This window comes from Halobacteria archaeon AArc-dxtr1, from assembly GCA_025517425.1.
Lineage (GTDB): Archaea > Halobacteriota > Halobacteria > Halobacteriales > Natrialbaceae > Halostagnicola.
In genome coordinates, this window is record JAOPJY010000001.1 from 215330 (window position 1) to 240780 (window position 25451).

At 67.3% G+C, this 25451-nt stretch carries 26 protein-coding genes; 15 read left to right on the forward strand and 11 right to left on the reverse strand.

What is annotated here, in order from left to right; translation table 11 throughout:
* Positions 1-30: 30 nt before the first annotated feature.
* Both OB905_01095 and OB905_01100 read left to right on the forward strand, forming a co-directional pair.
* Positions 31-1488, forward strand: coding sequence for a DEAD/DEAH box helicase family protein (locus tag OB905_01095; GenBank protein ID MCU4924582.1), 1458 nt, complete (start codon positions 31-33; stop codon positions 1486-1488).
* A 172-nt stretch (positions 1489-1660) separates the two neighbouring features.
* Positions 1661-2587, forward strand: coding sequence for an AEC family transporter (locus tag OB905_01100; protein ID MCU4924583.1), 927 nt, complete (start codon positions 1661-1663; stop codon positions 2585-2587).
* A 26-nt stretch (positions 2588-2613) separates the two neighbouring features.
* Here OB905_01100 and OB905_01105 read toward each other — a convergent pair whose 3' ends face one another.
* The 6 genes from OB905_01105 to OB905_01130 all read right to left on the reverse strand — a co-directional run bounded on the left by OB905_01105 (position 2614) and on the right by OB905_01130 (position 8586).
* Entirely contained in the window at positions 2614-3009 is a 396-nt protein-coding gene (locus tag OB905_01105; GenBank protein MCU4924584.1) for a sensory rhodopsin transducer, read from the reverse strand.
* Entirely contained in the window at positions 3006-4289 is a 1284-nt protein-coding gene (locus tag OB905_01110) for an FAD-binding protein (protein ID MCU4924585.1), read from the reverse strand. The genes OB905_01105 and OB905_01110 overlap by 4 nt, the downstream gene beginning before the upstream one ends.
* A 2-nt stretch (positions 4290-4291) precedes the next feature.
* Positions 4292-4660, reverse strand: a complete 369-nt coding sequence (locus tag OB905_01115) for a sensory rhodopsin transducer (protein MCU4924586.1) — start codon at positions 4658-4660, stop codon at positions 4292-4294.
* 154 nt (positions 4661-4814) lie between these two features.
* Positions 4815-5267: a universal stress protein gene (locus tag OB905_01120; GenBank protein ID MCU4924587.1), complete on the reverse strand. Its 453-nt coding sequence runs from the start codon at positions 5265-5267 to the stop codon at positions 4815-4817.
* 167 nt (positions 5268-5434) lie between these two features.
* Entirely contained in the window at positions 5435-6394 is a 960-nt protein-coding gene (locus OB905_01125; GenBank protein ID MCU4924588.1) for a TIGR03885 family FMN-dependent LLM class oxidoreductase, read from the reverse strand.
* 134 nt (positions 6395-6528) lie between these two features.
* Positions 6529-8586, reverse strand: coding sequence for a glycoside hydrolase family 15 protein (locus OB905_01130; protein MCU4924589.1), 2058 nt, complete (start codon positions 8584-8586; stop codon positions 6529-6531).
* Between the two features lie 261 nt (positions 8587-8847).
* On the opposite strand from OB905_01130, the gene OB905_01135 reads away from it, so the two are divergent.
* Entirely contained in the window at positions 8848-10374 is a 1527-nt protein-coding gene (locus OB905_01135; GenBank protein ID MCU4924590.1) for a DUF790 family protein, read from the forward strand.
* Positions 10375-10442: 68 nt separating this feature from the next.
* On the opposite strand, the gene OB905_01140 is transcribed toward OB905_01135, so the two are convergent.
* From OB905_01140 to OB905_01150, 3 genes are all read right to left on the reverse strand, one after another.
* The gene (locus OB905_01140; protein ID MCU4924591.1) at positions 10443-10781 is read right to left on the reverse strand and encodes a CHY zinc finger protein; all 339 of its coding nucleotides are present in this window, start codon (positions 10779-10781) and stop codon (positions 10443-10445) included.
* Between the two features lie 58 nt (positions 10782-10839).
* Positions 10840-11556, reverse strand: a complete 717-nt coding sequence (locus OB905_01145) for an energy-coupling factor transporter transmembrane protein EcfT (GenBank protein MCU4924592.1) — start codon at positions 11554-11556, stop codon at positions 10840-10842.
* A gap of 70 nt (positions 11557-11626) precedes the next feature.
* Positions 11627-12211 (reverse strand): biotin transporter BioY, encoded by a 585-nt coding sequence (locus tag OB905_01150; protein ID MCU4924593.1) that lies wholly within the window; start codon positions 12209-12211, stop codon positions 11627-11629.
* Positions 12212-12268: 57 nt separating this feature from the next.
* Here OB905_01150 and OB905_01155 point away from each other — a divergent pair, with 57 nt between their 5' ends.
* The 4 genes from OB905_01155 (at position 12269) to OB905_01170 (ending at position 15244) form a co-directional block, all read left to right on the forward strand.
* A complete protein-coding gene (locus OB905_01155) occupies positions 12269-13036 on the forward strand; it encodes a carbon-nitrogen hydrolase family protein (protein MCU4924594.1) in 768 nt (255 codons plus the stop codon).
* 103 nt (positions 13037-13139) lie between these two features.
* Entirely contained in the window at positions 13140-13748 is a 609-nt protein-coding gene (locus OB905_01160) for a DUF1508 domain-containing protein (protein ID MCU4924595.1), read from the forward strand.
* A 66-nt stretch (positions 13749-13814) separates the two neighbouring features.
* Complete coding sequence (locus tag OB905_01165; protein MCU4924596.1) at positions 13815-14450, forward strand: SDR family oxidoreductase; 636 nt, start codon at positions 13815-13817, stop codon at positions 14448-14450.
* Positions 14451-14563: 113 nt separating this feature from the next.
* Complete coding sequence (locus tag OB905_01170) at positions 14564-15244, forward strand: hypothetical protein (protein MCU4924597.1); 681 nt, start codon at positions 14564-14566, stop codon at positions 15242-15244.
* An 85-nt stretch (positions 15245-15329) separates the two neighbouring features.
* Here the strand turns inward: OB905_01170 and OB905_01175 are convergent, their stop codons facing one another.
* Together OB905_01175 and OB905_01180 are read right to left on the reverse strand one after the other, a co-directional pair.
* A complete protein-coding gene (locus tag OB905_01175) occupies positions 15330-15896 on the reverse strand; it encodes a hypothetical protein (protein ID MCU4924598.1) in 567 nt (188 codons plus the stop codon).
* Positions 15896-16804, reverse strand: coding sequence for an RsmB/NOP family class I SAM-dependent RNA methyltransferase (locus OB905_01180; protein MCU4924599.1), 909 nt, complete (start codon positions 16802-16804; stop codon positions 15896-15898). Before OB905_01180 ends, OB905_01175 begins: the two co-directional genes overlap by 1 nt.
* A 119-nt stretch (positions 16805-16923) precedes the next feature.
* Here OB905_01180 and OB905_01185 point away from each other — a divergent pair, with 119 nt between their 5' ends.
* From OB905_01185 to OB905_01220, 8 genes are all read left to right on the forward strand, one after another.
* Positions 16924-17373 (forward strand): hypothetical protein, encoded by a 450-nt coding sequence (locus OB905_01185; protein ID MCU4924600.1) that lies wholly within the window; start codon positions 16924-16926, stop codon positions 17371-17373.
* Between the two features lie 60 nt (positions 17374-17433).
* Entirely contained in the window at positions 17434-18276 is an 843-nt protein-coding gene (locus tag OB905_01190; protein MCU4924601.1) for an aldo/keto reductase, read from the forward strand.
* 102 nt (positions 18277-18378) lie between these two features.
* Positions 18379-19125, forward strand: a complete 747-nt coding sequence (locus OB905_01195; GenBank protein MCU4924602.1) for a hypothetical protein — start codon at positions 18379-18381, stop codon at positions 19123-19125.
* A gap of 100 nt (positions 19126-19225) precedes the next feature.
* Positions 19226-20308: a M48 family metalloprotease gene (locus OB905_01200; protein MCU4924603.1), complete on the forward strand. Its 1083-nt coding sequence runs from the start codon at positions 19226-19228 to the stop codon at positions 20306-20308.
* On the forward strand, positions 20305-21930 hold the full coding sequence (locus OB905_01205; protein MCU4924604.1) for a DUF4129 domain-containing protein: 1626 nt from the start codon (positions 20305-20307) through the stop codon (positions 21928-21930). The genes OB905_01200 and OB905_01205 overlap by 4 nt, the downstream gene beginning before the upstream one ends.
* Complete coding sequence (locus tag OB905_01210) at positions 21927-22667, forward strand: hypothetical protein (protein MCU4924605.1); 741 nt, start codon at positions 21927-21929, stop codon at positions 22665-22667. Before OB905_01205 ends, OB905_01210 begins: the two co-directional genes overlap by 4 nt.
* Complete coding sequence (locus tag OB905_01215; GenBank protein MCU4924606.1) at positions 22664-24046, forward strand: DUF58 domain-containing protein; 1383 nt, start codon at positions 22664-22666, stop codon at positions 24044-24046. The genes OB905_01210 and OB905_01215 overlap by 4 nt, the downstream gene beginning before the upstream one ends.
* Positions 24043-25422 carry a hypothetical protein gene (locus tag OB905_01220; GenBank protein MCU4924607.1) on the forward strand — a complete coding sequence of 460 codons (1380 nt, stop codon included), beginning with the start codon at positions 24043-24045 and terminating at the stop codon, positions 25420-25422. The genes OB905_01215 and OB905_01220 overlap by 4 nt, the downstream gene beginning before the upstream one ends.
* The last annotated feature ends 29 nt before the right edge of the window (positions 25423-25451 follow it).

A 25451-nucleotide genomic window follows, 5' to 3' on the forward strand; every position in this document is an offset into this window, starting at 1 on the left:
ATATGTGGCTCCCGGCGCGACCTGGGAACGATGACGTCTCAGTCCGGTTCCGTCGCGCTCGCCTACGAGGACGGGACCGTCCGGATCACGGCCGGGGACGGCACCGATGCAGAGACTACGACGGAGCCGCCGTTCGACGCGACTACGTTCGGAGTCGCCGATCTCACCTACGATCCGCGCACCGACACCCACCGCGTCCCCGCGTTCCGGTACGCCGAGGTACGGGCCGCTCTCCAGCGTGCAGGGGCTGGAGTCGACGACCGCACGCTCGATCTCGAATCCTTGCCCACCCTCGAGTCAGCCTACGAGCTGCGCGACTACCAACAAACGGCGATAGACGCCTGGCTCGAGACCGATCGGTGGGTCCCCTTTGCGGATTCCCCCTCCCCGGTTCCCGCAGCTCCCGCCGGCGTCCTCGAACTGCCGACGGGCAGCGGAAAGACGGTGATCGCACTGAAGGCGATCGAACGTCTCTCGGTGCCGACGCTCGTCGTGGTCCCGACGATCGACCTTCTGGAACAGTGGCAACGCGAACTTGAGCGCGAGTTCGATGTGCCGATCGGCCGCTTCGGCGGCGGCGAGCAGCGCTTCGAGCCGATCACGGTCTCGACGTACGACTCGGCGTACCTCAAGGCCGACGCGGTCGGCGACCGGTTCGGCCTCGTCGTCTTCGACGAGGCGCATCACGTAGGTGGCGAAGGCTATCGCGAGATCGCCCGTCTACTGGCCGCACCGGCCCGACTCGGACTGACGGCGACGTTCGAGCGCCCCGACGGCGCCCACGAGACAATCACGAAACTGGTCGGGCCGCTCGTCCACCGCGTCGACGCCGACGAACTGGCGGGCGAGCATCTCGCCCCCTACGACGTCAAGCGCCTCGAGGTGTCGTTGACGCCCGACGAACGCGAGGTCTACGACCGAAACCAGGAGGTGTTCGCAGACTACCTGGCGACGTCGAACATCAGCATGCGAAGCGGTTCGGACTATCAGGAACTCGTCAAGCGCTCCGGGAGCGACCCGCGGGCCCGCGAGGCGCTCCTGGCGCGCCAGCGCGCCCGGTCGATCGTCCACGGGAGCGAAGCCAAGGTCGACGCGCTCGGCGAGATCCTCGCGGACCACCCCGACGACCGGACGATCGTCTTCACCGCCCACAACGACCTCGCCTACGACGTCAGCGAGCGCTTTCTGATCCCAACGATCACCCACCAGACGGGCGCCGCCGAGCGCCGGGAGATCCTACAGCGGTTTCGTGAGGGGACCTATAGCCGCGTTGCGACCTCGAACGTGTTGGACGAGGGCGTCGACGTCCCCGACGCTTCGATCGCGGTCGTCCTCTCGGGCAGCGGTAGCGAGCGCGAGTTCACCCAGCGCCTCGGACGGATTCTCCGCCCGAAGGCCGACGGAGGCCGGGCGCTGCTCTACGAGGTCGTCAGCCGGGAGACGAGCGAGGAACGAACTGCAGACCGGCGCCGGAACGGGTCGGCGTAGCGCGGAGCGAGCGGAGTCGCGGTCACGCGGCGCGAGTGGATTCGCGGTCACGCGGCGGGCCGATTGGCCGCGTCGTCTCGCAGCGGGCTCGATTCGGTCAAATCGCCCGATGGGACCCACGCCGTCATAGCCAGCCCGGTGGTACAACCGTTCGCGGCGAGTCGGGTTCGGTATGGATCTCGGGCTCGACGTCGGCGTTCTCCTCAGGCTGCTGGTGCTGCTCGTCGTGCTTCTCCTCGGGACGGGACTTCGCGTGTCAGGAATCCTCGATGCGCGGCGCACCGACCGGCTGAACGCCGTCGCCTACTACGTCGCGCTGCCGGCGCTGATCTTCGTCTCCACCTACGACCAGGCGATCGGCGAGCTGCTGTCGGTGGCGCTGGTTGCGGGGCTGCTGATCGTGCTGTTCGCCACAGCCGCACTCGCGTGGGTCCTCAACCGCGACCGAGAGGGGGCCGATCGCCGGAGCGTCGCGATCGTCCAGTCGTACCACTCGAACCTCGGCTACCTCGGGCTGCCGCTTGTCGCCGCGACGTTCGGCGCCGAGGTGACCGCGATCGCGAGCGTCATCCTGGGCGTCGTGACGCTTGTCCAGGTCCCGATGACGATCCTCGTCCTCTCGACGGCCAACGGCGCCAACGCAGAGCTCGCCGAGGAGCTTCGCGGGCTGGCGGCGAACCCAATCTTGCTCTCGCTGGTCGCCGGCCTCGGGATTGGCTCGATCGGCCTCGCCGTTCCGGGCACCGTCGCGGTCGGGCTCGATGCCGTCGGTTCGCTGGCGCTGCCGCTGGCCCTGCTCTGTGTCGGCGCCTCCCTCGACGTCGACCTGCCGGGAATCGACTACGCTGCAACCGGCTCCGTCGTCGCACTGAAGATCGTCGCCATGCCCGCACTCGCGTGGATCGTCTTCTCTGCACTCTCGGTCGACGCCGCGACGTTCACCGCGAGCGTCGTCATGTTCGCGACGCCCACCGCCGTCTCGACGTACGTCTTCGCGGCCGAACTCGAGGGCGACGAGGCGTTCGCGTCGCTCAACGTCTTCACCACGACGCTCGTCTCGGTCGCGACGCTGCTCGTTCTGATCACGCTGCTCACGTGAGCTGGGCGTCACCGATTTCTGGACCGTTACTCCCCGTACGCGATCGTCGAGAGCGTCGCGTTCTCCGTCTGGCGCGTGTCCTGTCGGCCCCACTGGACGACGATCGGCACGTTCGACTCGACGACGGCGCCGCAGTCTCGGCCCAGCGGCGGCGCGTACGGATCGATCAGGTCGTTGACCCGGACGCGACGGACTCGCTCCGAGGCGACGGTGAGGGGATACGGTCCCGCCTCACGGCCGTCTGCGTAGTGGAGGGTTACCTCGACGGTGGCCATCTCCGGGCCGGCATTGAGGAGGCAGAGTGCCTCGTGGCTGATCATCTCCGGTTCAGGTCCGGTGCTGTCGACGGGGACGTGTCCGCCCGGAATCTCCCAGCGGGTCTGGCCGATCGGCTCGTCGGCGTCCGCGCCGGAGTCGGTCACACCCCCTCACCCCTGGCCCGTTCGTCCACTGTTGACTCGTCGGCGTCCCCCTCGAACAGCTCCTCGAGATACTCGGTCATGAACACCCCGTCGGGATCGAGTTCGCGGCGGATCTCCTGAAACCGGTCCCACTCGGGGTACAGCTCCCGGAGTTCGGCCGCGCGGAGGGTGTGATTTTTGCCCCAGTGCGGGCGGCCGTCGTACTCCCGGAAGAGCGGCTCGAGATCCTCGAAGTAGGGCCAGTGTTCGAGTTCGGCGTTCTGGATGCACGAGATGGTCATCACGTCGCGGTCGTACTCCGTCGACAGCATGGCGCCGTCCGCGGCGACGGTGCGCACGAGCATGCGCCAGCCGACGTCGCCGCGCCACTCCTGGCGGACGCGATCTTTCACCTCCGCGAAGCAGTCGAGGCCGTCCTCGCGGGGGACGGCGTACTCCATCTCGTCGAACTCGCGGCCGATGTCGTCGTGTTCGGGGATCGTCTCCTGCCACCAGCCGGTCTGGTCTTCGACCATCGTGGCGTACGAGATGTCCTCGTGGTCGGTGCCGCCGCCGGGACCGTTCAGCAGGCGAAGTTTCACCTCGTTCGAGCGGGGGTACCAGTAGAAGTCGAAGTTGCGGTTCTCCGCGATCAGGTCCGGGATGTGCGCTTTGCACTCTCGCCAGGTCGTACAGTACTCCCGGCGCTGGATCTTGTAGGTCGGAACCAGATCGAGCGTGATCTCGGTGAAGATCCCGAGCGCGCCCAGCGAGACCTGTGCGGCCCGCAGGAGGTCGGGATCCTCCTCGGCGCTAAACTCGCGGATCTCCCCAGTGCCAGTGACCATCCGCCCGCCGATCAGGGAGCCGGCGAGATTCTCGAACTTGGCACCAGTGCCGTGCGTTCCCGTGCCGAACGCGCCCGCGACGGTCTGCATCGAGACGTCGCCCAGGTTCGGGAAGGCGAGGTTTCGGTCGTGTAACTCGGTGCCGGCTTCCTCCAGCGTGGTTCCGGCCAGAAGCGTCGCCGTCCCCGCCTCGGGATCGTGGTCGACGACGCCGGTCATGTTCGTCAGCGAGACGATCACGTCCTCGGTCTCGACGACCGGCGTCCAGGAGTGGCCCGCGCCCGCGACGCGGACGGTCTCACCGGCGTCAGCGCACTGACGGACGATTTCCTGGAGTTCGGCTTCGGTCTCCGGTTCGAGGAGCCGATCGGGCTCGGCGGAGACGCTGCCGGACCAGTTCGTCCACTCCGCTGTGTCGGGCTTTTCAGTGCCCGGTTCGTGTTCCTGGGCCACGACTATTCACCTGCGTACGCCATCGTCGAGAGGAGCGCGTTCTCGGCCTGGCGCGAGTCCAGTCGCGTGTGCTGGCAGACGACTGGCGTGTCCGACTCGAGGACGCTCGCGAAGGGTTCGCCTCTCGGGATCTCCTCGGGGTCTTCGAACTCGTTGAACCGGAAGTGTCTGGTCCGCTGTGCCGGCACCGTCTTCTCGTAGGGGCCGACTGGATCGCGGTCCGTAAAGTACACCGTGATCTCGACGGTCGCCGCCTCGTCTGTCGTATTGAGGATGCAGACGCTCTCGTGGCTGACCATCTCCGGCTCGGGTCCGTTGCTCTCTGCGGGGATGTAGCCCTCTGGAATCGCCCACGTACGTTTGCCGGTCATCATCTCTGTTAACGACAGAGATGCGGAAAACACGGCGGCCTGTACCCGCAGGCGGGTCGGGGCGTCCTCGGGAGGACACGATACCGTTTTGGAGACGATCGTCCTTCAGACGGAGCGGTGAACGCAGCTGCCCCAGCTCGAACCGTTCAACCGGCTAGTTCCCATCGGAGTGCTCTCCATCTGGTCGGACAACGGTGACAGGGACAGCCGACCGCCGGACGACCGTCTCTGCAACGCTGCCGAACAAGAACCGTGCCACCCCCTGTCTCCCGTGACTCCCGACCACGATCTGACTCACGGGATTCGCATCAGCGTACCCGATGATGGTTTCGGCGGGACTGCCAGCCTCGATCTCGGTATCAACCGACAGATTCTCTGGAAGCGTCTCGAGAGCTGATTCGAGCACATGTTCGGCCTTTTCACGCTCGTTCTTGAATTCACCTTCCCCCGTGTAGCCAGGCGACGCTCGGCGGCGACTGTAGTCGACCATCGGATCCATCACGTACAGGAGTGTCAGCGTCGCCTCCGGAAACTGCTCAGAGGCGTACACAATTGCCTGTCGGGAGGCTGGTGATCCATCAACCGGAACGAGAACGTGGTTGCTCATGTGTTACTGTTTGTTCTCGAACGTAAAAATCAAAGCTCACAGCATATCCAGTGGATTGGTACCACTCGACAGCGGTTCAGTCGGTAGAACAGACACACGAGTGACTGGAACGGGCCTCCCTCTTCCAAAGAGAATCTCCCCTATTCTGACCCCTCGAAACAGGGGCACTACTGGAACTGCGGCAGCACTTCCTTGCCGAACGTCTCGATGAACGCCTCTTGATTCGTGTTGACGTTGTGGACGAAGACCCGATCCACGTCGAGCTCGACGTCGTTCTCGAGCCATTCGACGTGATCGTCAATATCGCCGGAGACGCGGACGTTCGCCTCGATCTGTTCCTCGTCGACTGTCTCCGATAGCTCGTCGTACTGTTCGGGCGTCCGGAGCTCCTGGGTTACGGTTCCCGGCACGCAGTTCGTGTGCCACTGGTCGTAGGCACCGTCGAGGGCGGCGTCGTCGCTCTCGTCGTAGGAGTGCTGGGCCTTCAGATAGACTGGCTTATCGGGCGCCTTCTCCCGGAAGGCGTCGACGCGGGCGGCGTCGTCTTCGTGATCTGGCGTCGCGATCGTGATCATACCGTCGGCCCAGTCGGCGAGCCACGACGCCGTCTCTTCGGAGAGGGCGGCCCCGATCAGCGGCGGCGGCGTCTCGGGCCGCGAGTAGAGTTGCGCCTGCTCGACGTCGACCCGGCCGTGATGGGTCACCTGCTCGCCGTCCCAGAGCCGCCGCATGACGTCGGCACACTCCTCGAGCCGGGCGTTTCGTTCGCGCTTGACGGGCCAGTCGGTACCCGTGATCCCCTCGTTTAAGAGCTGGCCGCTGCCGACGGCCAGCCAGAACCGTTCGGGGTACATCTCGCGCAGCGTCGCGGCCCCCTGGGCGATGATCGCCGGATGGTACCGGTAGCCCGGCGCGTTGACCGTCCCGAATCTGAGGTCGGTCGCCTCGAGCGCCGAGCCGAGCCACGACCAGACGAGCCCCGACTCGCCCTGACGCTCGCTCCAGGGGTGGAAGTGATCCGAGGCGAGCGCGTGATCGAAGCCTGCCTCGTCCGCGAGCTGGACGTACTCGAGGGCCGCACTCGGAGCGAACTGTTCGTGAGAGACGTGGTAGCCGAGTTCAGTCATCGAGACCCTCCGTCGGAGTCGACCGTTGTCCGCTGCGAGCGGTTCGCGATCCGTTTGCGTGGCTCATCACGGTCGGATCTGCGACGGATCAGCACTTAGTTTTCCGCCGTGGTTGTGCCAGACGCCGAGTCGAATCACTCGGAGCCGTGCCGCTTGAACAGCGGCGCAGCGGCCCCGCCTTCGAGCGCTTCGGGCGGGAACTCGTCTACATCACTCGCGCTCGCGAGATATATCGCGCTGTTTATCAGCCCGATATGGCTGAATGCTTGCGGAAAGTTCCCGAGGAAGGTACCGTCGTCGGCGTGGATCATCTCCGAGAGCAGGCCGAGATCGGAGGTGTGCTCAAGCAGGGACTCGAAGATTTCGTTGGCCTCTTCGAGGCGTCCCGAGAGCACCAGCGCGTCGACCAGCCAGAACGAACAGAGGACGAACCCACCGGGCTCTCGCGGGCGGGCGGGACTGTTCCCGAACCGGAAGACGAGCCCGTCGTCGGTCGTCAACTCCTCCATGATCGTATCGATCGTGTTCTGGACGCGCTCGTCGTCGGCCGGCAGGAAGTCGTAGAGCGGAATCAACAGCGCGGTCGCGTCGAGCGCGTCCTCGGCGCCGAAGAACTGGACGAAGCTCCCCTTCTCTTCGTTGTAGCCGCGCTCCTCGATCGTGTCCCGAATCGTCGAGCGCGTGGTCTCCCACCGATCGATCGGCGCGTCGCGCTCGTACTGGCCGGCGAGTCGAATCGCGCGGTCGAGCGCGACCCAGCAGAGTAGCTTGGCGTGGACGAAGTGCTCGTGTAAGTCGCGAAACTCCCAGAGGCTCTTGTCCTGTTCGTCCCAGTGCTCGCAGACGTAATTCGCGAGCGCGCGGATCGACTCCCAGTCCCGATCGGTGAGGCCGTTTTCGTATCGAATGGTCTCGTAGATTCCCTGAATGATCGTACCATAGATGTCCAGTTGCTCCTGTTCGGCCGCGGCGTTGCCGATTCGGACGGGCGTCGAGTCGCGGTACCCCGAGAGGTGGTCGAGGAACTCCTCTCCGATCTCCGCCTCGCCGTGGAGACCGTACAGCGGCTGGATCTCCGCAGGCGTCTCGTGACCGATCTCCCGGAACCACTCGAAGTAGCTGTGGGCTTCCGCCGACTGGCCGACGCTGTGTAGCGCCTGGATGGTGAACTTCGCGTCTCGGATCCAGTTGTACCGGTAGTCCCAGTTGAGTTCTCCGCCGATCTCCTCGGGGAGGGAGGTCGTCGCGGCGGCCGGGATCGAGCCGGTCTCGTCGTGGATCAACAGCTTGAGCACGAGCGCAGAGCGCACTAAGACGTCGCTCCAGTCCTCCTCGTACTCGAAGAGATCCGCCGCCGACTCCTCGCAGCTGTCGAGCCACGCCCGCCAGTAGTCGACGGTATCCGCGAGTAGCTCCTCGTACTCGTCCGGACTTCCTGGCGCACCCTCGTACGCGCCGGCGGACGCTCCCCCAATTTCGTCGGCTCCCCGCTCGTCTGCCGTCCCGTACTGCAGTCGGAACCAGTAGGTCTCTCCCTCGTCGACGGTCACCGTCCCCGTCGCGACTTCGCCGTCGTCGATTTCGAGATCGGTCTCGAGATGAAGGGCGAGCGCGCTCCGGCCGTCGTCGTGGCCCAGTTCCGCTTCGCCGACCGTTTCTGATCCTCCTTCGTCGTCGGCGTCCGATCCATCTCGATCTGCCTCCGTCGCGACGATCACGCCCTCGTCCGGCTTGTCGAGGGTGGTCTCCGAGCGAGCGTAATCGAACCGTGGCTCGAAGACGACGTCCAGTTCGACGGCTCCCGAGACGCCCTCGACTTTGCGGTAGATCGCCTGCTGGAGGCGCTCGTTCGTCGATTCGCCGTTGTCGCCGTCGCGCTCTGAGATCTCGCGCTCTTCGTCGGCGCGGGTCGGCATGAAGTCCGTCACGACCACTGTCCCGTCGTCCGTCTCGAACGTCGTCTCTAAGACGTTCGTCCGGTCGACGTACTCGTGGCTCGACTCGAAGGGACCGCTGGGATGGATCGCGAACCGCCCCCCGTTCTCCGGATCGAGCATCGCCGCGAACACGCTTGGTGACTCGAGGTGCGGAACGCACCACCAGTCGACCGAGCCGTTCTGCCCGACGAGCGCACAGCGGTTGTCGTTCCCGATAACACCGTAGCCGTCGATTGGAAGGAAGTCGTCGTCCATGAATTGAGTCGTCGAGGGGATCGCCGTCCGTGTAATCGAGGCACGTCGCGTGGTTCGCGTGCAGTGTCGGGAACTGCACCACGAGCCTCCGTTGACGGTCGGTTCGTTCCACGCGAATCGGCAAAAGCGTGGGTTATTGGGAGCCAAGACTGTCTGTTCTCGAAGACGATCTGTCTTCCTCTCTGATGGGGACGAGCAACTCGCCTCGCCGATTCCCACGCTCCGGACGATTTTTGCCCCCGTCGCCCCCAGTTCGAGCCGATGCTGACCAAGGACCTCCTGTGCGTCTCTCGGGCGGGTGGGAGCTATGCCCCCCAATTCGCTGGCCGGGAGCACCGACCGCTGGCAGCGCGGGCGATCGGGGTCTTTCAGGGTCACGTGGACGAGACGCGGGCCGCGCTCGAGGAGGCCAGGACCGACCTCGAACGCGGAGACGCCGATTTCAAGCTCGTTCGCGGTCTCGCCGCCCTGCTCGAGCGCGAGGCGACCTTCGAGACCGACGCGCCGGTCGACCCGGTCCGGGCTCGCCGGGCCGCCTTCGAAGCTGCCGAGGCCGTCGGCGTCGTCACCGCGGACGACCGGGCGATGGCGCTCGTCCGCGCCGGCGAGTCCCTTGGGCTCTCGGCAGACGCCCTCGAGGAGGCGCTGTACGCCGACTTAGCGGAGCGTCAGGTGCTGACCGCGTTCGACTCGCGCTGGGATCCGGACGAGCTCGTCGCCCAGTACAACCTCTCGCTGGCCCAGACGGCACTGTTCGACGCGACGGAGGTGCGGGTGCGATCGACCGATCCGAAGGCGCTCGTCTCGGCGGTCAAGCGCCTCCGGCTGATGTACGAGATTCGGAAGACGGGGGGAAGGGATGACGCCGAACTCCCCAGCGAGCGCGAGGTGATCGTCACCGGGCCGACGCGGCTCTTCCGATCGACCAGACGCTACGGCACCCGGTTCGCGCGGCTCCTCCGGACGGTCGCGGCCGCCGACCGATGGCGCCTCGAGGCGACGATCGACGACCGCGGAACCGAGCGGACGATGACCCTCTCGGACGCGGATCCGGTGGCGGTTCCCGACACCGACCCCGTCGCCGACGTCTCCTACGACAGCGGCGTCGAGGCCGACTTCGCCGGCCGGTTCGAGGCCCTCGACTTAGACTGGGAGCTAGTGCGCGAGCCCGAACCGCTCGCGACCGGAACGCGGGTGATGATCCCCGACTTCGCTTTCGAGTACCAGTACAGCGACTTTCGACTCTTCTTCGAAATTATGGGCTTCTGGACCCCACAGTACGTCAAGAAGAAACTCGAACAGCTCGACAAGCTCGAAGACGTCGACATGCTCGTCGCGGTCGACGAGAGCCTTGGCGTCGGCGAGGAGATCGCTGCCCGCGACCACCGAGCGATCCCCTACTCGGGGTCAGTCCGGCTGAAGGACGTCGCCGCCGTCCTCCGGGAGTACGAGGCCGACCTCGTCGCCGAGAGCGCGGCGGCGCTGCCCGACGAACTCGTCCCCGAGGCTGACGCGATCGATCTCGCGACGCTCGCAGCCGAGCGCGGCGTCTCCGAGACGGCTCTCGAGGCGGTGGCGTTCCCCGCGCACGAGCGCGTCGGGCGCACCCTCGTCCGCCCTGCACTCCTCGACGAGCTGGCCGCCGAGATCGACGACGGGATGACGCTCGCCGAGGCCGAGCGCGTCCTCGACGACAGCGGAATCGACGACGCGAGCGCCGTCCTCTCTCGGCTGGGCTACCGCGTCGAGTGGGAGGGCCTTTCCGGGGGAACCGTCCGATCGCAGTAGCGGGAAACGCAGAGTCGACGGGAGACGGCGGAAACGAAGGCCGAGATGTCGGGGGTGGATCGTCGGTCCTAGCCGCCCTCGAAATAGTGGTCGTAGTGTGCGACACAGCCCGGATTGAACGCGACGCCACAGGACGGACACGCGTGGTCGCAGGCGAGGTACGCCGTCGACGTAAGCGTCGTGCCACAGCTGCCACAGAGTACGGCGGGTTCGTCGAACCGGTCGCGGGGCCACGGTTCGGCTTCGTGGTCGGCAACAGCCTCGTGGCACGCGTGACAGGGGAAAAACGCCTCACAGCAGCCAAACCGAAGGGCGATCACGTCGCGCTCGCCGTCGTAGTGCGCACACCGGGTTTCGGGGCCAACCTGGACCCCGCGGACCTCGTAGCCGCCGACGAGACGATCCATACTGGGGTGTGTGAGCCGGATTGCTTCAGTAGCTCGGATCGTTCCAGTCCCCCGCATCTCAGTAGCCCGGTAGCACCGGGAGCACGCCCGCCAGGAGCAACGCCCCACTCACGACGAGCGGGATCGCATCGATTCGCCGAAACTGCAGGGCTGGCAACGTCGGATTCCACGAGAGACAGCGCGTCTGTAGTGCCAGGGCGAGTCGGTCCCCACGCTGGAAGGCGCGTGTGAGCCCCGTCGTGGCAACCGGACGCATCCGTTCACGGATCGGCTGCTGGTCGCCCAGGCGCGCCGTCATCGCGTCGCGGATGGCAAACAGGTCACGACGCAATACGGGCAGAAACCGACAGACGAGCCCGACGCCCAGGCTGAGTACGCGACCGACGCGGCCGGGAACGAGCCGTGCGACTGCCGCCTGAGACTCGCGAACGGCGGTCGTCCTGAGGTACACACCGCTGACGACCAACACGAGGAGGACGCGATAGCTCGAGAGCAGCGGATCCACTGCATCCGACAGGCGTATCCAGGGCGAGCCGAACGTGAACGCGCCGATCAACGGCGCTGCGAGGAGAAACGGGAACACGAACCGGTTGGACCGAAGCACCCCCCTCGGCGAGACCCGTGCAGCGAAAACGACGAGGCCGGTAATCACTGTGAGGACGGCGAGTGCGCGCGGATTCGTGTGTGCAAACGCTGCCGCAGCGAAGCCAATCTGGCCCAGCAGCTTCGTCCGCGGATCGAGTTGGTGCAGTATCGTCCGGCCAGGCCTGTACATGCCGCTCAGGAGTCATCGTCTACGTGGCCGGATCGGCTCTGGCTGCTGATCGATCGACGATCTACCCCTGTCATGCGGGGATGGCCAGATCGTCGCTGCGAATGATGCCGATGGCAGCAAGGATTTTGACCGCCTCGGCGGGGATGAACACGATTCCACCGGTTACGAACGCTTCCGCCGGTCCGAGTCCGAGAACGATCATCATTCCGGCGATGCCGCCGGCGTAGATGACGACGGTCCCAGCGATCATGGCGCCGACGAGCACCGGAAGGTTTGCCCTGCGATACTCGCGAACCTCGAGACCTCTGTGGACGAGCACTCCGATGACGAACGCAGCGAAGGGGTACGAGAGCAGGTAGCCGCCGGTCGGCCCGAGTAGCGCGCCGAACCCGGCTGTCCTGCCGGCAAACACCGGGACACCGACCGCGCCCGCGAGCAGATAGAGGACCATCGCACCGGCACCCCACACCGGGCCGAGCAATATTCCAGCGAGGAAGACACCGAGCACCTGCAGCGTGACCGGCGCTGGCGACAGCGGATACGGGAACGAGACGAACGCGAACGCACCCATGAGCGCGGCAAACAGCGCCATTCGCGTGATGTTTACGATGCGATCCGGCTGGATTACGTCGACCGATTCGGTCCGCGTTTCCATACTGGGACGATTCCGTAAACCCGTAAAATCTATTCGGTTTACGAAACTCTCTCACGTATGGAACCGACTGTGGCGGTGTGCCAGCTGGAACTCACCGATCTGGCGACCGAGGCCAATCTCACACGCGTCCGGAAGTGCGTCGACTCCCTCGAGGACGACGTCGACCTCGCGGTGTTTCCCGAGTACACGCTCACTGGCTTCGTCGCCGACGAACCGCTCGAAACCACCGCACTCGCCCGAGAGAGTGCACCCATCAACAGCCTCCGATCGATCGCCGACCACCGGAATCTGGCGCTCGTCGTCGGCTTCGTTGAGGCCGCTGGCGACGAGTTCTACAACGCGACTGCGTACATCGGCCCGGATGGCGAACTGACTGTCTACAGAAAACGTCATCTCTGGGGAACTGAACGGAGCGTGCTTACTCCCGGCAGCGACCTGGTCACCGTCGAGACGCCGATCGGAACGGCCGGGTTGTTGACGTGCTACGATCTCAACTTCGTCGCCGACAGCGCGTCGCTCGCGTGCGAGGACGTTACGGCGCTGGTGGTCGTCGGGGCGTGGCCTGCTGCCTACAGCGAAAACTGGCGTCTCCTGCTTCGCGCTCGCGCACTCGATGGCGTTCGGTGGGCGATCGGGGCGAACCGAACGGGAACGAGCGAGACGGGTGACTCTCGCTCGAAGCGATACGGTGGCCGGTCGCTGATCGCCCGCCCCGACGGCGGAATCCACCACGCGCTCGATCGACAGGAACGGACGTTCATCACCGATCTCGATCCCACGATTCTCACCGCACAGCGCGAACTCACCGGCGTGTTTGACGAGTGACCTGGTTGTGGGTCAGATAGCTGCTTGCGGCCAGCGCCGTCTAGCCCAAAAACGGTTGCAGATGAGCGTACGAACTTTATCCTCGGCCGTTGATCGTTCACCGATGGTTGACGAACACGAGTTCGACGTTCGGGTGCCCCGCGAGGACGTGGCGGCCGCGCTCCGCCAGCTGGCAGCGGGCGTCGTCGACGGGCGAGTCCGACTGACAGCCGACGAGGGCGACGTGGAGGTAGCGATCCCCGAGGAGATCGGGTTGGAAGTCGAGTTCGAGGGCGACGACGACGAGCAGGAACTCGAGATCGAGTTGGAGTGGCCGACCGCGATCGTCGAGGAGCAAGACGCTGCCGACTCCGACGAGGCGCTCGCGGTGGACGACTCGGTAGAGGGGGCTGTCGAGGACGCTGCACCCCCAACGGACGACGAACACGCACAGTCGGCGGATGCCGACGACGCGACGGGGAACGCCGCCCTCGGCGATCCGGATGAGCCGGCGGTCGTCGCCCCACCGGAGAAGGCGCCGGCGCCCGCCGCCCGGTTCGAGGTGTTCCGGGACCGTGCCGGCGAGTGGCGCTGGCGCCTGGTCCACCGAAACGGGAACATCATCGCCACCAGCGGCGAGGGGTACACCCGCGAGCGCGGTGCCCGAAACGGACTCCGGAGCGTGATGCGCAACGCGCCGCTGGCGGAGATCGTCGACGCGCCGGACACCTGAGGGAGTCCCGCCGTTCGACCTGCAGTCGCCCGCAGCTTTTCAGGCTCGCCGCCGTACCCAACACCCATGCGCGTACTCGTCGCGGGAGCGCACGGCGGAGTCGGACAGCACGTCACACGGATCGCCGCCGAGGGCGGTCACGCAGTCGACGGGATGATCCGCGACGACTCGCAGGCGTCCCGGATCGAGGAGCTCGGCGGAGAGCCGGTGGTCGCGGATCTGACTGAGGAGGTCGACCACGCAGTTCGCGGCCAGGATGCGATCGTCTTCGCCGCCGGCTCCGGCGGGGAGGACGTCTGGGGCGTCGACCGCGACGGCGCGATCCGGTTGATGGAACAGGCCGAAGAGCACGGCGTCGACCGGTTCGTCATGCTGAGTTCGATCAACGCAGACACGCCGGAGGAAAGCCCCGAGGCGCTCCAGGAGTACCTGCAGGCGAAAGCCGAGGCCGACGAACACCTCCGAAAGACCGACCTGACGTACACGATCGTCCGGCCGACCACCCTCTCCGACGAGCCCGGGACAGGACAGATCGCGACCGCTGCCGACCTCGATCGAGGCGACGAGGTGCCGCGGGAGGACGTTGCCGCGGCGCTGGTCACCGCCCTCGAGATCGAGGCGACCCACGGGACGTCGTTCGACCTGACTGCTGGAAACGAGCCGATCGAGGAGGCGCTCGAGGATCCGTTGACCGGGGGCTGACGGCCGTGATCTCGTGAACTGCCGCTCACTACAGTTGCGAACTGACCAATAGGTATAATCAGAATTTGCACTTGGAGTAGAGTTTTAACCAACTTCAGGAATGTTCCTAGCCTATGGATCGAAGAGACCTCCTCACGATAGGGTGCGCTGGCGCGGCTTTTAGCATCAGTGGGTGTATTGATCAGATAGAAGACGAGCTACGTGAGGACGAGTTCGCGAACGAAGTCGAAGCGACGCAAGTTGACTACGAGTCGGACGCCGAGCAACTCGAGTTCGAAGAGCGATCATTTGGCTACTGCACCCCTGGTCAGATGGTCGTTCCGGGCGGGATCTGCTCGGACGATCCGGTCCCCCTCACTCGAACGGAATCAAGCGATGACTTCGCCCGCCCCTCCATTCGAGTGTACGGGATTGTGTTTAATTCTCAGGAAGATGTCGAGCAACTTATTGATGGGCAGCGGTTCGATGAGGGCCGGGCTGAGGAGGATGACATAGACGGCGACGACATTGAGTTCGTGGACGAGACTGACTTCACCGACGAATCGCTTCTGGTGATCCAAGCCGAGTTCCCGACTACGGCCTCTCTCTCGATTGACTTCGTCGGAGTGAGTGACGATACTACAACATATGTCACGACTCACTCAACGATGGCGTACGGAGAGGAAGTGACCTACGAGCGGCGGCTGCTTCGGATCACGCGGCCGTCACTTCCCGAGACCATTGTTGTCGGCCAAAGCCTCAGGCCCGAAGATGAAGACCAACCGGGCCACACAATCTATACGAACGAGGAATAATATCTCAAATCGCGGTTACTGTTCCACCTGTATTGACCGCCGCGAGACTCCCTCTTTCCAGAAGTTTCGACAACGCAGCAGTCGATCACAACGTCCGCTGGCGCCCCTTCGGCACCATCGAGCGCAGTTCGCCGTGGACGTAGAGGCCGATGCCGAGCGGTTCGATGTCTTCGGCAATGTCGTGGGCGGCGATCAGATAGCCCCAGTCGCCGTCCCACTTTAGCTCCTGGTCCTCGCCGGCGGCGAACCGCTGGGCCTGCTCGCGGGTGAGCTCGATCACACACGAGTCAGCTGCCCGACCGAACCGCTGGGCGAAGTCGGTCGTGGGCTTCCAGTGTTCCTGGCGGGTCCGCAGGCAGGTCATTCCTATCGCTTCGATCTCGATTGGCGTGGGGAGTTCGGCGGCGCAGATCCAGATCTTGCCAGCGCCTTTCTCCCAGAAGGTGTGCTCTGCGAACGTCTCGGGCCCGATGGCGAACCGGTCCTCGAAGTACTCGAGGACCTCCTGGCGGCTAACCCGACCCTCGACGGTCCGGTCTGTGGGCGTCTCGGGGAGGCGGGCGAAGCGCTGACCGTCATTTTGTTCGAGGGGGAGGGATTCGTCGCCGGTCCCCGTTCCGTCGGTTGCGTTCGGCTCCCGTCCGTCCGCCATCAGGCGGTCACCTCCAGCTTCGCGACGAAGAAGCCGCCGGTATCGTTGTGGTGGGGGTAGATCCGGGCCGCCTTCTCGAGGCTCGGATCGAACGTTTCGCCGCCCCACTCCGCGAGCCCGGGTGCGTGCTCGAGCCCGAGATCGAAGTCGACGACGCGGCAGTCTTCCTCGTCCAGTGCGTGCTGGACCACGGCTTCGTTCTCTTCCGGGGCGAACGTACACGTCGAGTAGACGACGGTGCCGCCCTCGCGGGTGGCCTGGATCGCCCGCCGCAGAATGCCTTTCTGGATGCCGGCGACCGAAGAGATGTGGCCCTCGGACCAGTTGTCGAGCGCGTCGGGGTTCTTCCGGATCGTCCCCTCGCAGGAGCAGGGGGCGTCGACGAGTGTGCGGTCGAAGGCATCAAAGTCGAACGGATTGAGCGAGAACGTCCGCGCGTCGCGGTTCGTCACCGCGAGGCTCGTCGCCCCCAGGCGCTCGGCGTTGAAGCGCAGTGCCGAGAGCCGGCCCAGATTGTTGTCGTTGGCGACGACGAGGCCGCGGTCGTCCATCAGCGCCGCGAGCTGGGTCGCCTTCCCGCCGGGGGCGGCACAGCAGTCCCAGACGCGCTCGCCCGGCTGCGGGTCGAGGACCACGGGCGGCACGGCAGAGACCTCCTCCTGGCCGTGGGTAAAGCCGTGAAACGAGGCCCACGTCGAGCCGGGAGAGTCAGTATCGAGTGTCAGCACGCGGGGGTTCCAGTCGGCCTGTTCGTAGCCGACGCCGCCCTCCTCGAGCGTTGCCATCGCGCGCTCGGCGGTCGCCTTGATCGTGTTCACGCGGACGGCCGACCCGAGCGGGCGCTCGCAGGCCGCGAGAAACGCCTCGAAGTCGTCGACGATCGGCCGATACCGCTCGAGTGGCTCCATTGCCCGCCAGTTCGGCCGGTCGCGGTTTGTGCGTTTCGAAGCGCTACCCATCCGCTGTAGGTTGTCAACGGATTGATTGGTTGATGAATATTTTTGTTCTTGCCCGTGTAGTGGCATGTATGACCATGGCACGGTTCGAGAACGGACAGCGTGTCATCGACCGATGGGACGAGGTCTTCAGAGCCCTCTCCGCAGAGCCTCGTCGACAGCTCGTTGTCTCCCTGCTGGATCGTCCCGACGGTGATCCGGCACCGCTGCCAGAATGCGCGGTCAATCCGAACGTACCCATCGACGCAGAACAGCTCCGACAGGAGCTATACCACCGTCACCTTCCGTTGCTCGCCGAGATGAAGTTCGTCGAGTGGCGCGACGACCCCTTCGAGGCCGTCCGTGGCTCCCGATTCGACGAGGTAGCAGTCGTCTTTCGTTCCCTCTACGCAGACGCAGTGGAGCTCCCCGACTCGCTGGTCGTCGGCTGCCAGCGACTCGAACGTGAACGCCAGCACGACGATCGCAAGCATGGCCACCGCCAGCAGGGCGATCACGAGGTCACCGCTGAGGAGGACTGATGTGACTCAGGAGTCGAGTCGACCAAAACGCCTATTCGACGGCTGGCCGTCGGTCGCCCCATGGAACGCGACACTGCGACGGCGATTGACGCAGCGGCCTGTCCGCTGGCGAACGGGATGCCGATGCTCGGGCTCGGAACGTGGAAGAACACGGACCCCGAGCAGTGTGCCGAAAGCGTCCGTTTCGCCCTCGAGTCGGGCTATCGCCACATCGACACCGCCCAGATCTACGAGAACGAGGCCGCTGTCGGCGACGGGATCGCCGCCGCCGACGTCGACCGGGAGGACATCTTCTTGGCGACGAAGATCTGGACCTCAAATCTCGCACCCGAGGACGTCCTCGAGACGGCCCGTGAGAGCCTGAACCGACTCGGCGTCGAGTACGTCGACCTTCTGTACGTCCACTGGCCGACCGGCGCCTACGATCCCCAGGAGACGCTCGCGGCGTTCGACCAGCTCTACGACGAGGGACTGATCGAGGCAGTCGGCGTCAGCAACTTCGAACCCGAACAGCTCGACGTCGCTGTGGAGACGTGCGACGCGCCGATCCTCGCGAACCAGGTCGAGTTGCATCCGCTACTTCCCCAGGAAGAGCTTCGCGAGGCGTGTGCCGCCCACGACGTCGAGGTCGTCGCCTACTCGCCGCTTGCCCACGGTGAGCTCTTCGGCGAACCGACGATCGGTGAGATCGCAGACAAACACGGTGTCTCGGAAGCGCAGGTCGCTCTGGCCTGGCTCCGCGAGAAGGGGATCACCGCGATTCCGAAAGCCACCAGTTCCGAGCACATTGCGGACAACTGGGCCTCGCTCTCGCTCGACCTCGAGTCCGAGGACGTTGCCGCCATCGACGCTATCGACGAGATCGACCGATTCAACGATCCGGCGATGGCTCCCTGGAACTGACCTCCCGATATCGGCTGCGGGGTAACTCGACGCGAGATCGGTCCCGAATCGGGACCGTCACGAGAGGGAAAGCTTACGGTTTCCGAGCAGATTGGAATCGATATGTCTACCCGCGCACGCAACCGCGACGGTGATGGTCTCGTCGGCGCGGTGAAAGTCGACTTACAGCGCTTACACGGGGCGTGGATGGAACTCGTCTTCCCCCGCCAGCGCGGCCGCGGTCACTCTGTCATGGGCAAGTGGAAGCCGGAGTCCCTCCCCCAGCGTATCGCGTTTCTGGCGTGGAGTCTCCTGGGAGCTGTCGGACTGCTCGCAGTCTACCCACTCGCCGTCTTCGGGCTCGCAACGCGATTCTACGCGGCGAAACTCGACTCCACCCGAACCCGTCTGGGCGTCGTCGGCGTCACCGGTATCGCCATCCTCGTCTGGGGATCGCTGACCGTCCTCGCACACGTACAACTGTCCTTCGACGGGTTCCTCGCCGTCGCCGCAGCAAGCCTCGTCGCCGTCGTCGCGACCGCCCTCGCTGCCGTCTTCTCGAAGGTCGGGGGGAGAGTCGTCTCCGTCCTGCTCGCGTACCCCTTCGCGATGACTGCGCTCTTTCTCCCGCCGGTCGTCGCGGCGCTCGTGACGCCGTCGCTCGAGGGTGTCGTCCTCGATCCGAGCTACTCGCTCGCGATCTGGATCTTAGACAACGTGTTGTTCGTCGCGGGCGCAAACGAGTTCCTCCGGACGAACTTCGAGCTCGCCGGACCCGCCTACGCGGCGATGTGGGTCGGCATCTCGTTCCCGCTTGGCTGGTTCCTCGGCGTCCTCATCGCGCTGGCCAACGTCGTCCGCCCGCAGTAAGCCGGGCGGATCGCACGACACTGTTACCACCGTCCAACCCCCTCCTCCCAGATTACAAAATCTTTTGACAGTAGCTGCGAAAGACGGACTAACGCACTCTATGGCCCTCCCGCTCCGCATCGGTGCCGTCCTCGCGGTCATCCTCGCTGTGAACGCCCTGTTCGTGCTCGTCCTGCTGTGGGCGTACGGCGTCTTCCTGCCGGCCGTCGTCGCCGGGAGCGTCGTCTTCGTCCAGCACGGCGAGTTCGGGGCAGACGTCCTCCGCCTGCCGGTCTCCCTGTCGACGGCGCTCGCCCTCGTCGCGGCCTTCCTCCTCGCGCAGGTGTACTACGGCTACCGGCGCGTGCTCTCGGGAACGCGCGGGGGCGGCGACCGGGATCACGACGTCTCCCGCGTCGTTCGCCGGCTGGCCGCGACCGTCGACGTCCCCGAGCCCGACGTTCGCGTCGTCGACTCGGACGTACCGAGCTGTTACACCGTCGGCCGGGTCACTGACGCGACGATCGTCCTGACGACCGGATTGATCGAGCGCCTCGACGCCGGCGAGCTCGAGGCCGTTCTCGCCCACGAGCTCGCCCACATCGCAAACCGCGACGTGACGCTGATGACCATCACGACGCTGTTCGTCGAGATCGCAGACCGCGCCTACCGCGGTGCGCGTCTCGCCCGTCGGGCCGTGTTCGACCGCGACACGGTGTCGACCGAGGGGCGCCTCGCGGTCCGCTGGTTTCTCCCGCTGGTCGCGCTGACGTACGTCTTCGTCGCACCGCTGCTCTGGGCGTTTCCGACGATCGCGAACTGGGCGACCCGAACCCTCTCTCACGCCCGCGAGTTCGCCGCTGACGACGCGGCCGCACGGATCACCGGCGATCCCCTCGCGCTCGCGACGGCGCTGCTGGCGCTCGAGGCGGAGTCACCGACGCCCGAGACGGACCTCCGGGCGGCCACGATCCGCGCCCTCTGTGTCGCCCCGGTCGAGCCGGTCAGCGGCGACGAGGCGGTGTCGGTACCCGACCCGAGAGCGGCGCCCGCGGAGTCGGATCGACGCGAGCGAGTCGCGGCCTGGCTCGCGGGCGAGACGCCGGCGACCACTCCCGATAGCGGCTCCGACACGCACCCGCCCGTCGACGCCCGGATCCGCCGGCTGCAGGCGATCGCCGCCGAACTGGAGGGGCGGCCGTGACCGACGGCCGACGGATCGCGGTCGCTCTCGGCTGCGTCGTCTGTCTCCTGCTCGTCGCGACCGCGCTCCCCGCGGCCGATCCGCGGATCCCCTCGCCGGGCAGTTCCGAGGGCGACCCCGCGGCCGGCGAGTGGGACGCCATCGACGCGACGCCGGCGTGGGACCTCGAACCGACCGACGACGAGCGCGAGGCGGAGAGTGACGACGATCGGATGATCTCCGTCGACGGTCCCGTCGAGGCGGGCGGCGAGGTGCTGGTCACCGTCGACTCCGCTAGCAGCTTCTTCGAGAGCCTGGCTGTCGAGGTGAACGACGAACCCGCCGGAGAGACCGACCAGGGGAACCTCCAGGTCGACGTTCCCTACGCCGAGGAGATGACCGTCCGCGTTCCCGAAGAGAACCTCTCGCGGACGTTCGACGTCGAGACTGACGCGACGATCGAGACCGGCGACGGCGCCGCCCCGAACGCCGAGTTCGACCTCTCCGCGACGGTCGGCTCGACGCCGCTGTCGGGCGCGGCGGTCTCGCTCGATGGCGAGCCGGTCACGAGGACCGACGACGAGGGCGACGCGACGGTGACGCTTCCGGAGAGAACCGGACCAGCCGACCTCCGCGTCGAGCGGGGACCGGTCGAGGAGACGCACACCGTCGAGATTGCCGAGCCGACCGTCGCGTTCGTCTCGCCGCTACTGTTCCCGGGCTCGCCGGCTCCGGTCCAGGTGTCGGCCGACGGGGCCGGCGTTGCGGACGCGACGGTTTCGGTCGAGGGCGGCGGCTCCGCGACGACCGACGATGACGGGCGGGCGTACGTGTGGCTCCCGATCGACGACGAGGCGACGGTCACGGCGACGGTCGGCGAGGAACCCGCGACGGCCACCGCCGGCAACCTCTACCTCAGGCTCGCGGCGCTGGTCGTGTTCGTTCCGGGGATCGGCTACGGGCTGGCTGTAACGTACGTCCGACTCGCCGCCCGTCGCGAGGGGCGTCGGGGTGTGTTCGACGGTCGGACGCTCGCGCTTGCGGGGCTCCTCGCCGGGCTGTCGGACGCCGTCAGGGGGACGCTCCGGAGGCCGACGCTCCCTGCCTCGCCGTCCGAACTGCTCGGGCGCTTTTGGATCTCCTCTCTGCCACGGCTTGCGGTTCCCCGCCCCACATTCCGGCCGCCGCGCATCGGATCGCTCCTCCCGTCGATCGGGGCCGCGATGGGATCGCTGTCCGTGCTCGCCTCGCTCCGCGGGACGACCGAGCGCTCCGACGATCTGCCCGGCCGGAGCTGGTCCGCGGCCGACGACGAGGACGACGAACCGGTCGACGGCGACGGATCCGCGGCGCCGTCGACCGAGCCGCTGACCCCGCACGGCCCCCGCGCCGAGATCCGCGCGGCCTGGCACGCGTTTCTCGACCGCCTCGGAGTCACAGACCGCGAGACGATGACGCCGGGGCAGGCGGCCAGGCGGGCGACCGCCGACGGCTTCCCGGGCGACCGCGTCGAACGGCTGGTCGCGATCTTCCGGGACGTCGAGTACGGCGGCCGGGATCCCTCCGTCGAGCAGGCCGCACAGGCCCACGAGACGGCGTCCGAACTGGCTGACGCGGATGAGGACGAGGAGGGATCGCCGTGAGCTACCCCGGCGCGGGCGCGTGGCGTCGACTGGTCGGCCGACTCGACCGGATCGACCGCGAACGGTTCGCTACCGCGGTGATCGTCGCAGGCGTCACCGTCGCGGCCGTCACCGCGCTGCTGGCAGGCTTCCTTCCCGCCGGCAACGCGTTCGCCGGTCTGCTGTATCCACTCGCGGTGCTCTTGCCGCTGTTCGGGGTCGCTCTCGCCGCCCTCGCGATCTGGTCGGTGTGGGGCGGCGCTCGATCGGCCGATCCGCCGCTGTTCGAGGGCGAACCCCCCGAAATCGGACACACTCGAACGGAGTCTCGGATCGGCCACGACGCCGAGCGCCTGCTCGGCAGTGGCGCCGCCGAGTGGTACCGCTGCTCGGCCGACGACGCGACCGAGGCGCTCTCCGAGCGACTCGTCGAGGCCGCTATCAGAACGCTCTCGGTCCGACGCGGGCTCGACCGAGCCGCGGCCCGCGAGGCGGTTCGGTCCGGAACCTGGACCGACGACCCCGTCGCCGCGGCGTTTCTCGCGGCCGACCGCCGACAGCCGTCTGGAGAGCGCCTGCGCGCCGCGATCGATCCCGGTGCGGCTTACGGCCGACGCCTACGCCGAACGCTCGACGCGATCGCCGCGATCGACGGTCGATCGTCTCCCGCCGCGACGGACAATGCGGGCGCGATCCGGAACGAGGGCGAAGACCCCGACCAATCCGCCGCGGACGCCGAGCCGGAGGTGCGCGCATGAGCGGGCACGACGCCGACGACGGCGGTGAGCGCGGCCAGGATCCCGTCACCGAGCGCACCGCCGGTGCCGAGTGGACGGACAGCACTGCCGAGTGGTCGGTCGCCGCCGCGGTGGGGCTCGCGGGCGTCGGACTCGCGGCGGGAAGCCAGCTGCTCGTCATCGCGGCGACGATCCCGCTGTGGTACGCCGTCGCCGCCGCCCTCGGCGACCGCGAGCCGGCGGCGGTCCGCATCGAGCGCGAGGTTGCCGTGGGAGACCCGGCGAACTCGGCCGATCGGTGGACCGCGGACGAACTCGCGACCGACCCCGGCGACACCGTGGCGGTCCGGACGACCGTCACGAACGCCGGCTCGGAGCCGATCGTCGATCTCCGCGTCGTCGACGGCGTCCCCGACGAGCTGCCCGTGGTCTCGGGGACGCCCCGAGCGTGCGTCGCGCTCGAGCCTCTCGAGACGGCGACGATCGAGTACGAGCTGGCGCTTCGTCGCGGTGAGCACGCCTTCGACGAGGCACGGGTTCGGGCACGCGATACGACCGGGACGGTGGCGGAGACGGTGTCGGTTCCCGCCGACGGCGCGGATACGATCAGCTGCGCACCGCCCGTTGGGACGGTGGGGCTCGCGGGCGCCACGAACGACTACGCGGGCGAGGTTCCGACCGACGAGGGCGGCAGCGGCGTCGAGTTCTACGCCGTCCGCGACTACGATCCGGGTGATCCGGTGAGCGCGATCGACTGGCGCCGATACGGTCGCACGCGCGACCTCGCAACCGTCGAGTACCGCGCCGAGCGCTCGACTCGGATCGTCTGTCTCGTCGACGCGCGTCCGAGCCAGTTCGGCGCCGCGACGACCGCCGATCCCCCGGCAGCCGAGCTCTCGGCCGGCGCCGCCGAGCGAACGATCGACTCGCTCGTCGACTCGGGCCATCCGACCGGCTTCGTCGGCATCTATGACGGGGATCTCGAGGTCGTCCCGCCGGGAACCGACCCGGCGACGCGAGAGCGGGTGGCCAGGGCGCTCGAGACGACGCTCGAACCGGGCCGGCGCATCCAACTGTACACCCGCTCGTGGCCCAACGGGCTCGCGCCGGAGGTCGCCGAGACGCTGCCCGGCGAGGCCCAGGTGTTCCTCTTCTCCGCGTTCGTCGACGACGAGCCGGTCTCTCTCGTGGCTGGGCTTCGGGCACGAGGGTACGCCGTCCGCGTCGTCTCGCCGGACGTCACCGTCGGCGAGGATCCCGCGACGCGGCTCGAGGCGCTCGACCGAGATGCGCGCCTGGCCCGCGCCCGGGCAGCCGGCGCCCGCGTCGTCGACTGGGATCTGGCGCGCCCGCTCGGAATCGTCCTGCGCGACGCGGTTGGAGAGGTGAGGAGCCGATGAGCGCTGCCCGGGTCCGGCTCCCACCGACGACGGGGTGGGCGCTCGCACTCGCCGCTGTCGTCGGCGTCCCCGCGATCAGCGCGGTCTCGCCACTCGCTTCCGTCGGCGCTGGCTGTGGCGTCGTGCTTGCGCTCGCGCTCACCGGGTTCGGCGGCTCTACCCGACGTATCGCGGCATCCGCGGCGCTGCTGGCGTTTTCCGCCACCGTCGCAGTTGCAGTCGTCGGAGCGGGCGGGCTCACCCTCGCCAGCGCCCTCGCGGCGGTCGGCGTCGCTCTTGGGATCGCGGCCGGCCTCGCCCCCGCCACTCGGCGAAAGCCGAGCTCGATCCGTCGGTCGGGAACGGCCGCCCTGTTCGCGGCCGCTGGCGCCGCCGCTCTCGCCGTCATCGCGTTCGGATCTGCGGAGCCCGAAGGGGTCGTGCGTGCGATCGGTGCCGGCCTGTGGTTCACCAGTGGTCTGACTGGATTCGCGCTCGCGATCGGCGCCGCCGCCCTCGCCGCGGGGGTCGCAATCGCCGTCCTCCCGCCGGCTGCGTTCGCGACACCGACTGAATACGGCGCCTACGTCCGTACCCGGCGCGCGTTGCTCTCGTGGCTCGCCGTCGCCGCCGTCGTCGCGATCCTCGCCGCCGGGATGCTCGCGGCCGGCGCTCGCGTCCTCACTCCGGTGGATCCCCTCGTGGCCGCGCTCGTCGATGGGCCCGTGCCGCGCGCTGCGAGCGCGATCGTGACGGTCGCGGGCGCGTTCGTCGCGGCGCTTGCGCTACCTGTTCGCCACTCGTGGGCCACTACGCGCTCCCGTGAGAACGCCGTGGTTCCGATCGTCGCCGGCGCGGTCTGTGGCGTGTTACTCGCGTTTCCGGCCACGCTCGCCGCCACCGGCGGCCGGATCGCCCTCGTCGGCTCGCTGTTCGGCGTGACGGCCGCCGCGCTCGCCGCCGCCGGGCTGCTCGCCGTGGCGTGGTCGGCGCCGCTTGCCTCGCGTGCCGATGCCGCAGTCGCGCTCTCGATCGTGGTCGCGCTCGGGAGCGGGGGCGTCATCATCGGGGCGAGCGTCGACGGCCCCCTCAGCGCTGAGACGGCTCGGCTCTCGGTGGCCGCGCTCGTCTCCCTCGGAGCCGCGCTCTTCGCGTACGACGTCGGCCGGTACGGGCGGGTGCTCTCCCGGGAGGTCGGTGCCGAGGGGGCCGCCCGCGAGCCCCAGTACGCGCGGATCGTCTGGAGCGGTCTGATCGCGGCGGTCGGCGTCCTCGTCGCAGTCGTCGGCCTCGTCGCAGCGGCGCTGCTCGCGCCCGCGCTGTCGGTGCCGGCGACGGCAGCCGTCTTTGCGGGGCTCAGCGCGACCGTCGCCGCGGCCTGGCTCTTCCGTCGCTGAGAGGACGCTCTCGCATCGCCCACGGGTGC

Coding starts and splice junctions, on each gene's coding strand:
- OB905_01095 (MCU4924582.1), top strand. CDS start 31: ATGACGTCTCAGTCCGGTTCCGTCGCGCTCGCCTACGAGGACGGGACC.
- OB905_01100 (MCU4924583.1), top strand. CDS start 1,661: ATGGATCTCGGGCTCGACGTCGGCGTTCTCCTCAGGCTGCTGGTGCTG.
- OB905_01115 (MCU4924586.1), bottom strand. CDS start 4,660: ATGACCGGCAAACGTACGTGGGCGATTCCAGAGGGCTACATCCCCGCA.
- OB905_01120 (MCU4924587.1), bottom strand. CDS start 5,267: ATGAGCAACCACGTTCTCGTTCCGGTTGATGGATCACCAGCCTCCCGA.
- OB905_01125 (MCU4924588.1), bottom strand. CDS start 6,394: ATGACTGAACTCGGCTACCACGTCTCTCACGAACAGTTCGCTCCGAGT.
- OB905_01130 (MCU4924589.1), bottom strand. CDS start 8,586: ATGGACGACGACTTCCTTCCAATCGACGGCTACGGTGTTATCGGGAAC.
- OB905_01135 (MCU4924590.1), top strand. CDS start 8,848: ATGCTGACCAAGGACCTCCTGTGCGTCTCTCGGGCGGGTGGGAGCTAT.
- OB905_01140 (MCU4924591.1), bottom strand. CDS start 10,781: ATGGATCGTCTCGTCGGCGGCTACGAGGTCCGCGGGGTCCAGGTTGGC.
- OB905_01145 (MCU4924592.1), bottom strand. CDS start 11,556: ATGTACAGGCCTGGCCGGACGATACTGCACCAACTCGATCCGCGGACG.
- OB905_01150 (MCU4924593.1), bottom strand. CDS start 12,211: ATGGAAACGCGGACCGAATCGGTCGACGTAATCCAGCCGGATCGCATC.
- OB905_01155 (MCU4924594.1), top strand. CDS start 12,269: ATGGAACCGACTGTGGCGGTGTGCCAGCTGGAACTCACCGATCTGGCG.
- OB905_01160 (MCU4924595.1), top strand. CDS start 13,140: ATGGTTGACGAACACGAGTTCGACGTTCGGGTGCCCCGCGAGGACGTG.
- OB905_01165 (MCU4924596.1), top strand. CDS start 13,815: ATGCGCGTACTCGTCGCGGGAGCGCACGGCGGAGTCGGACAGCACGTC.
- OB905_01170 (MCU4924597.1), top strand. CDS start 14,564: ATGGATCGAAGAGACCTCCTCACGATAGGGTGCGCTGGCGCGGCTTTT.
- OB905_01175 (MCU4924598.1), bottom strand. CDS start 15,896: ATGGCGGACGGACGGGAGCCGAACGCAACCGACGGAACGGGGACCGGC.
- OB905_01180 (MCU4924599.1), bottom strand. CDS start 16,804: ATGGAGCCACTCGAGCGGTATCGGCCGATCGTCGACGACTTCGAGGCG.
- OB905_01185 (MCU4924600.1), top strand. CDS start 16,924: ATGACCATGGCACGGTTCGAGAACGGACAGCGTGTCATCGACCGATGG.
- OB905_01190 (MCU4924601.1), top strand. CDS start 17,434: ATGGAACGCGACACTGCGACGGCGATTGACGCAGCGGCCTGTCCGCTG.
- OB905_01195 (MCU4924602.1), top strand. CDS start 18,379: ATGTCTACCCGCGCACGCAACCGCGACGGTGATGGTCTCGTCGGCGCG.
- OB905_01200 (MCU4924603.1), top strand. CDS start 19,226: ATGGCCCTCCCGCTCCGCATCGGTGCCGTCCTCGCGGTCATCCTCGCT.
- OB905_01215 (MCU4924606.1), top strand. CDS start 22,664: ATGAGCGGGCACGACGCCGACGACGGCGGTGAGCGCGGCCAGGATCCC.
- OB905_01220 (MCU4924607.1), top strand. CDS start 24,043: ATGAGCGCTGCCCGGGTCCGGCTCCCACCGACGACGGGGTGGGCGCTC.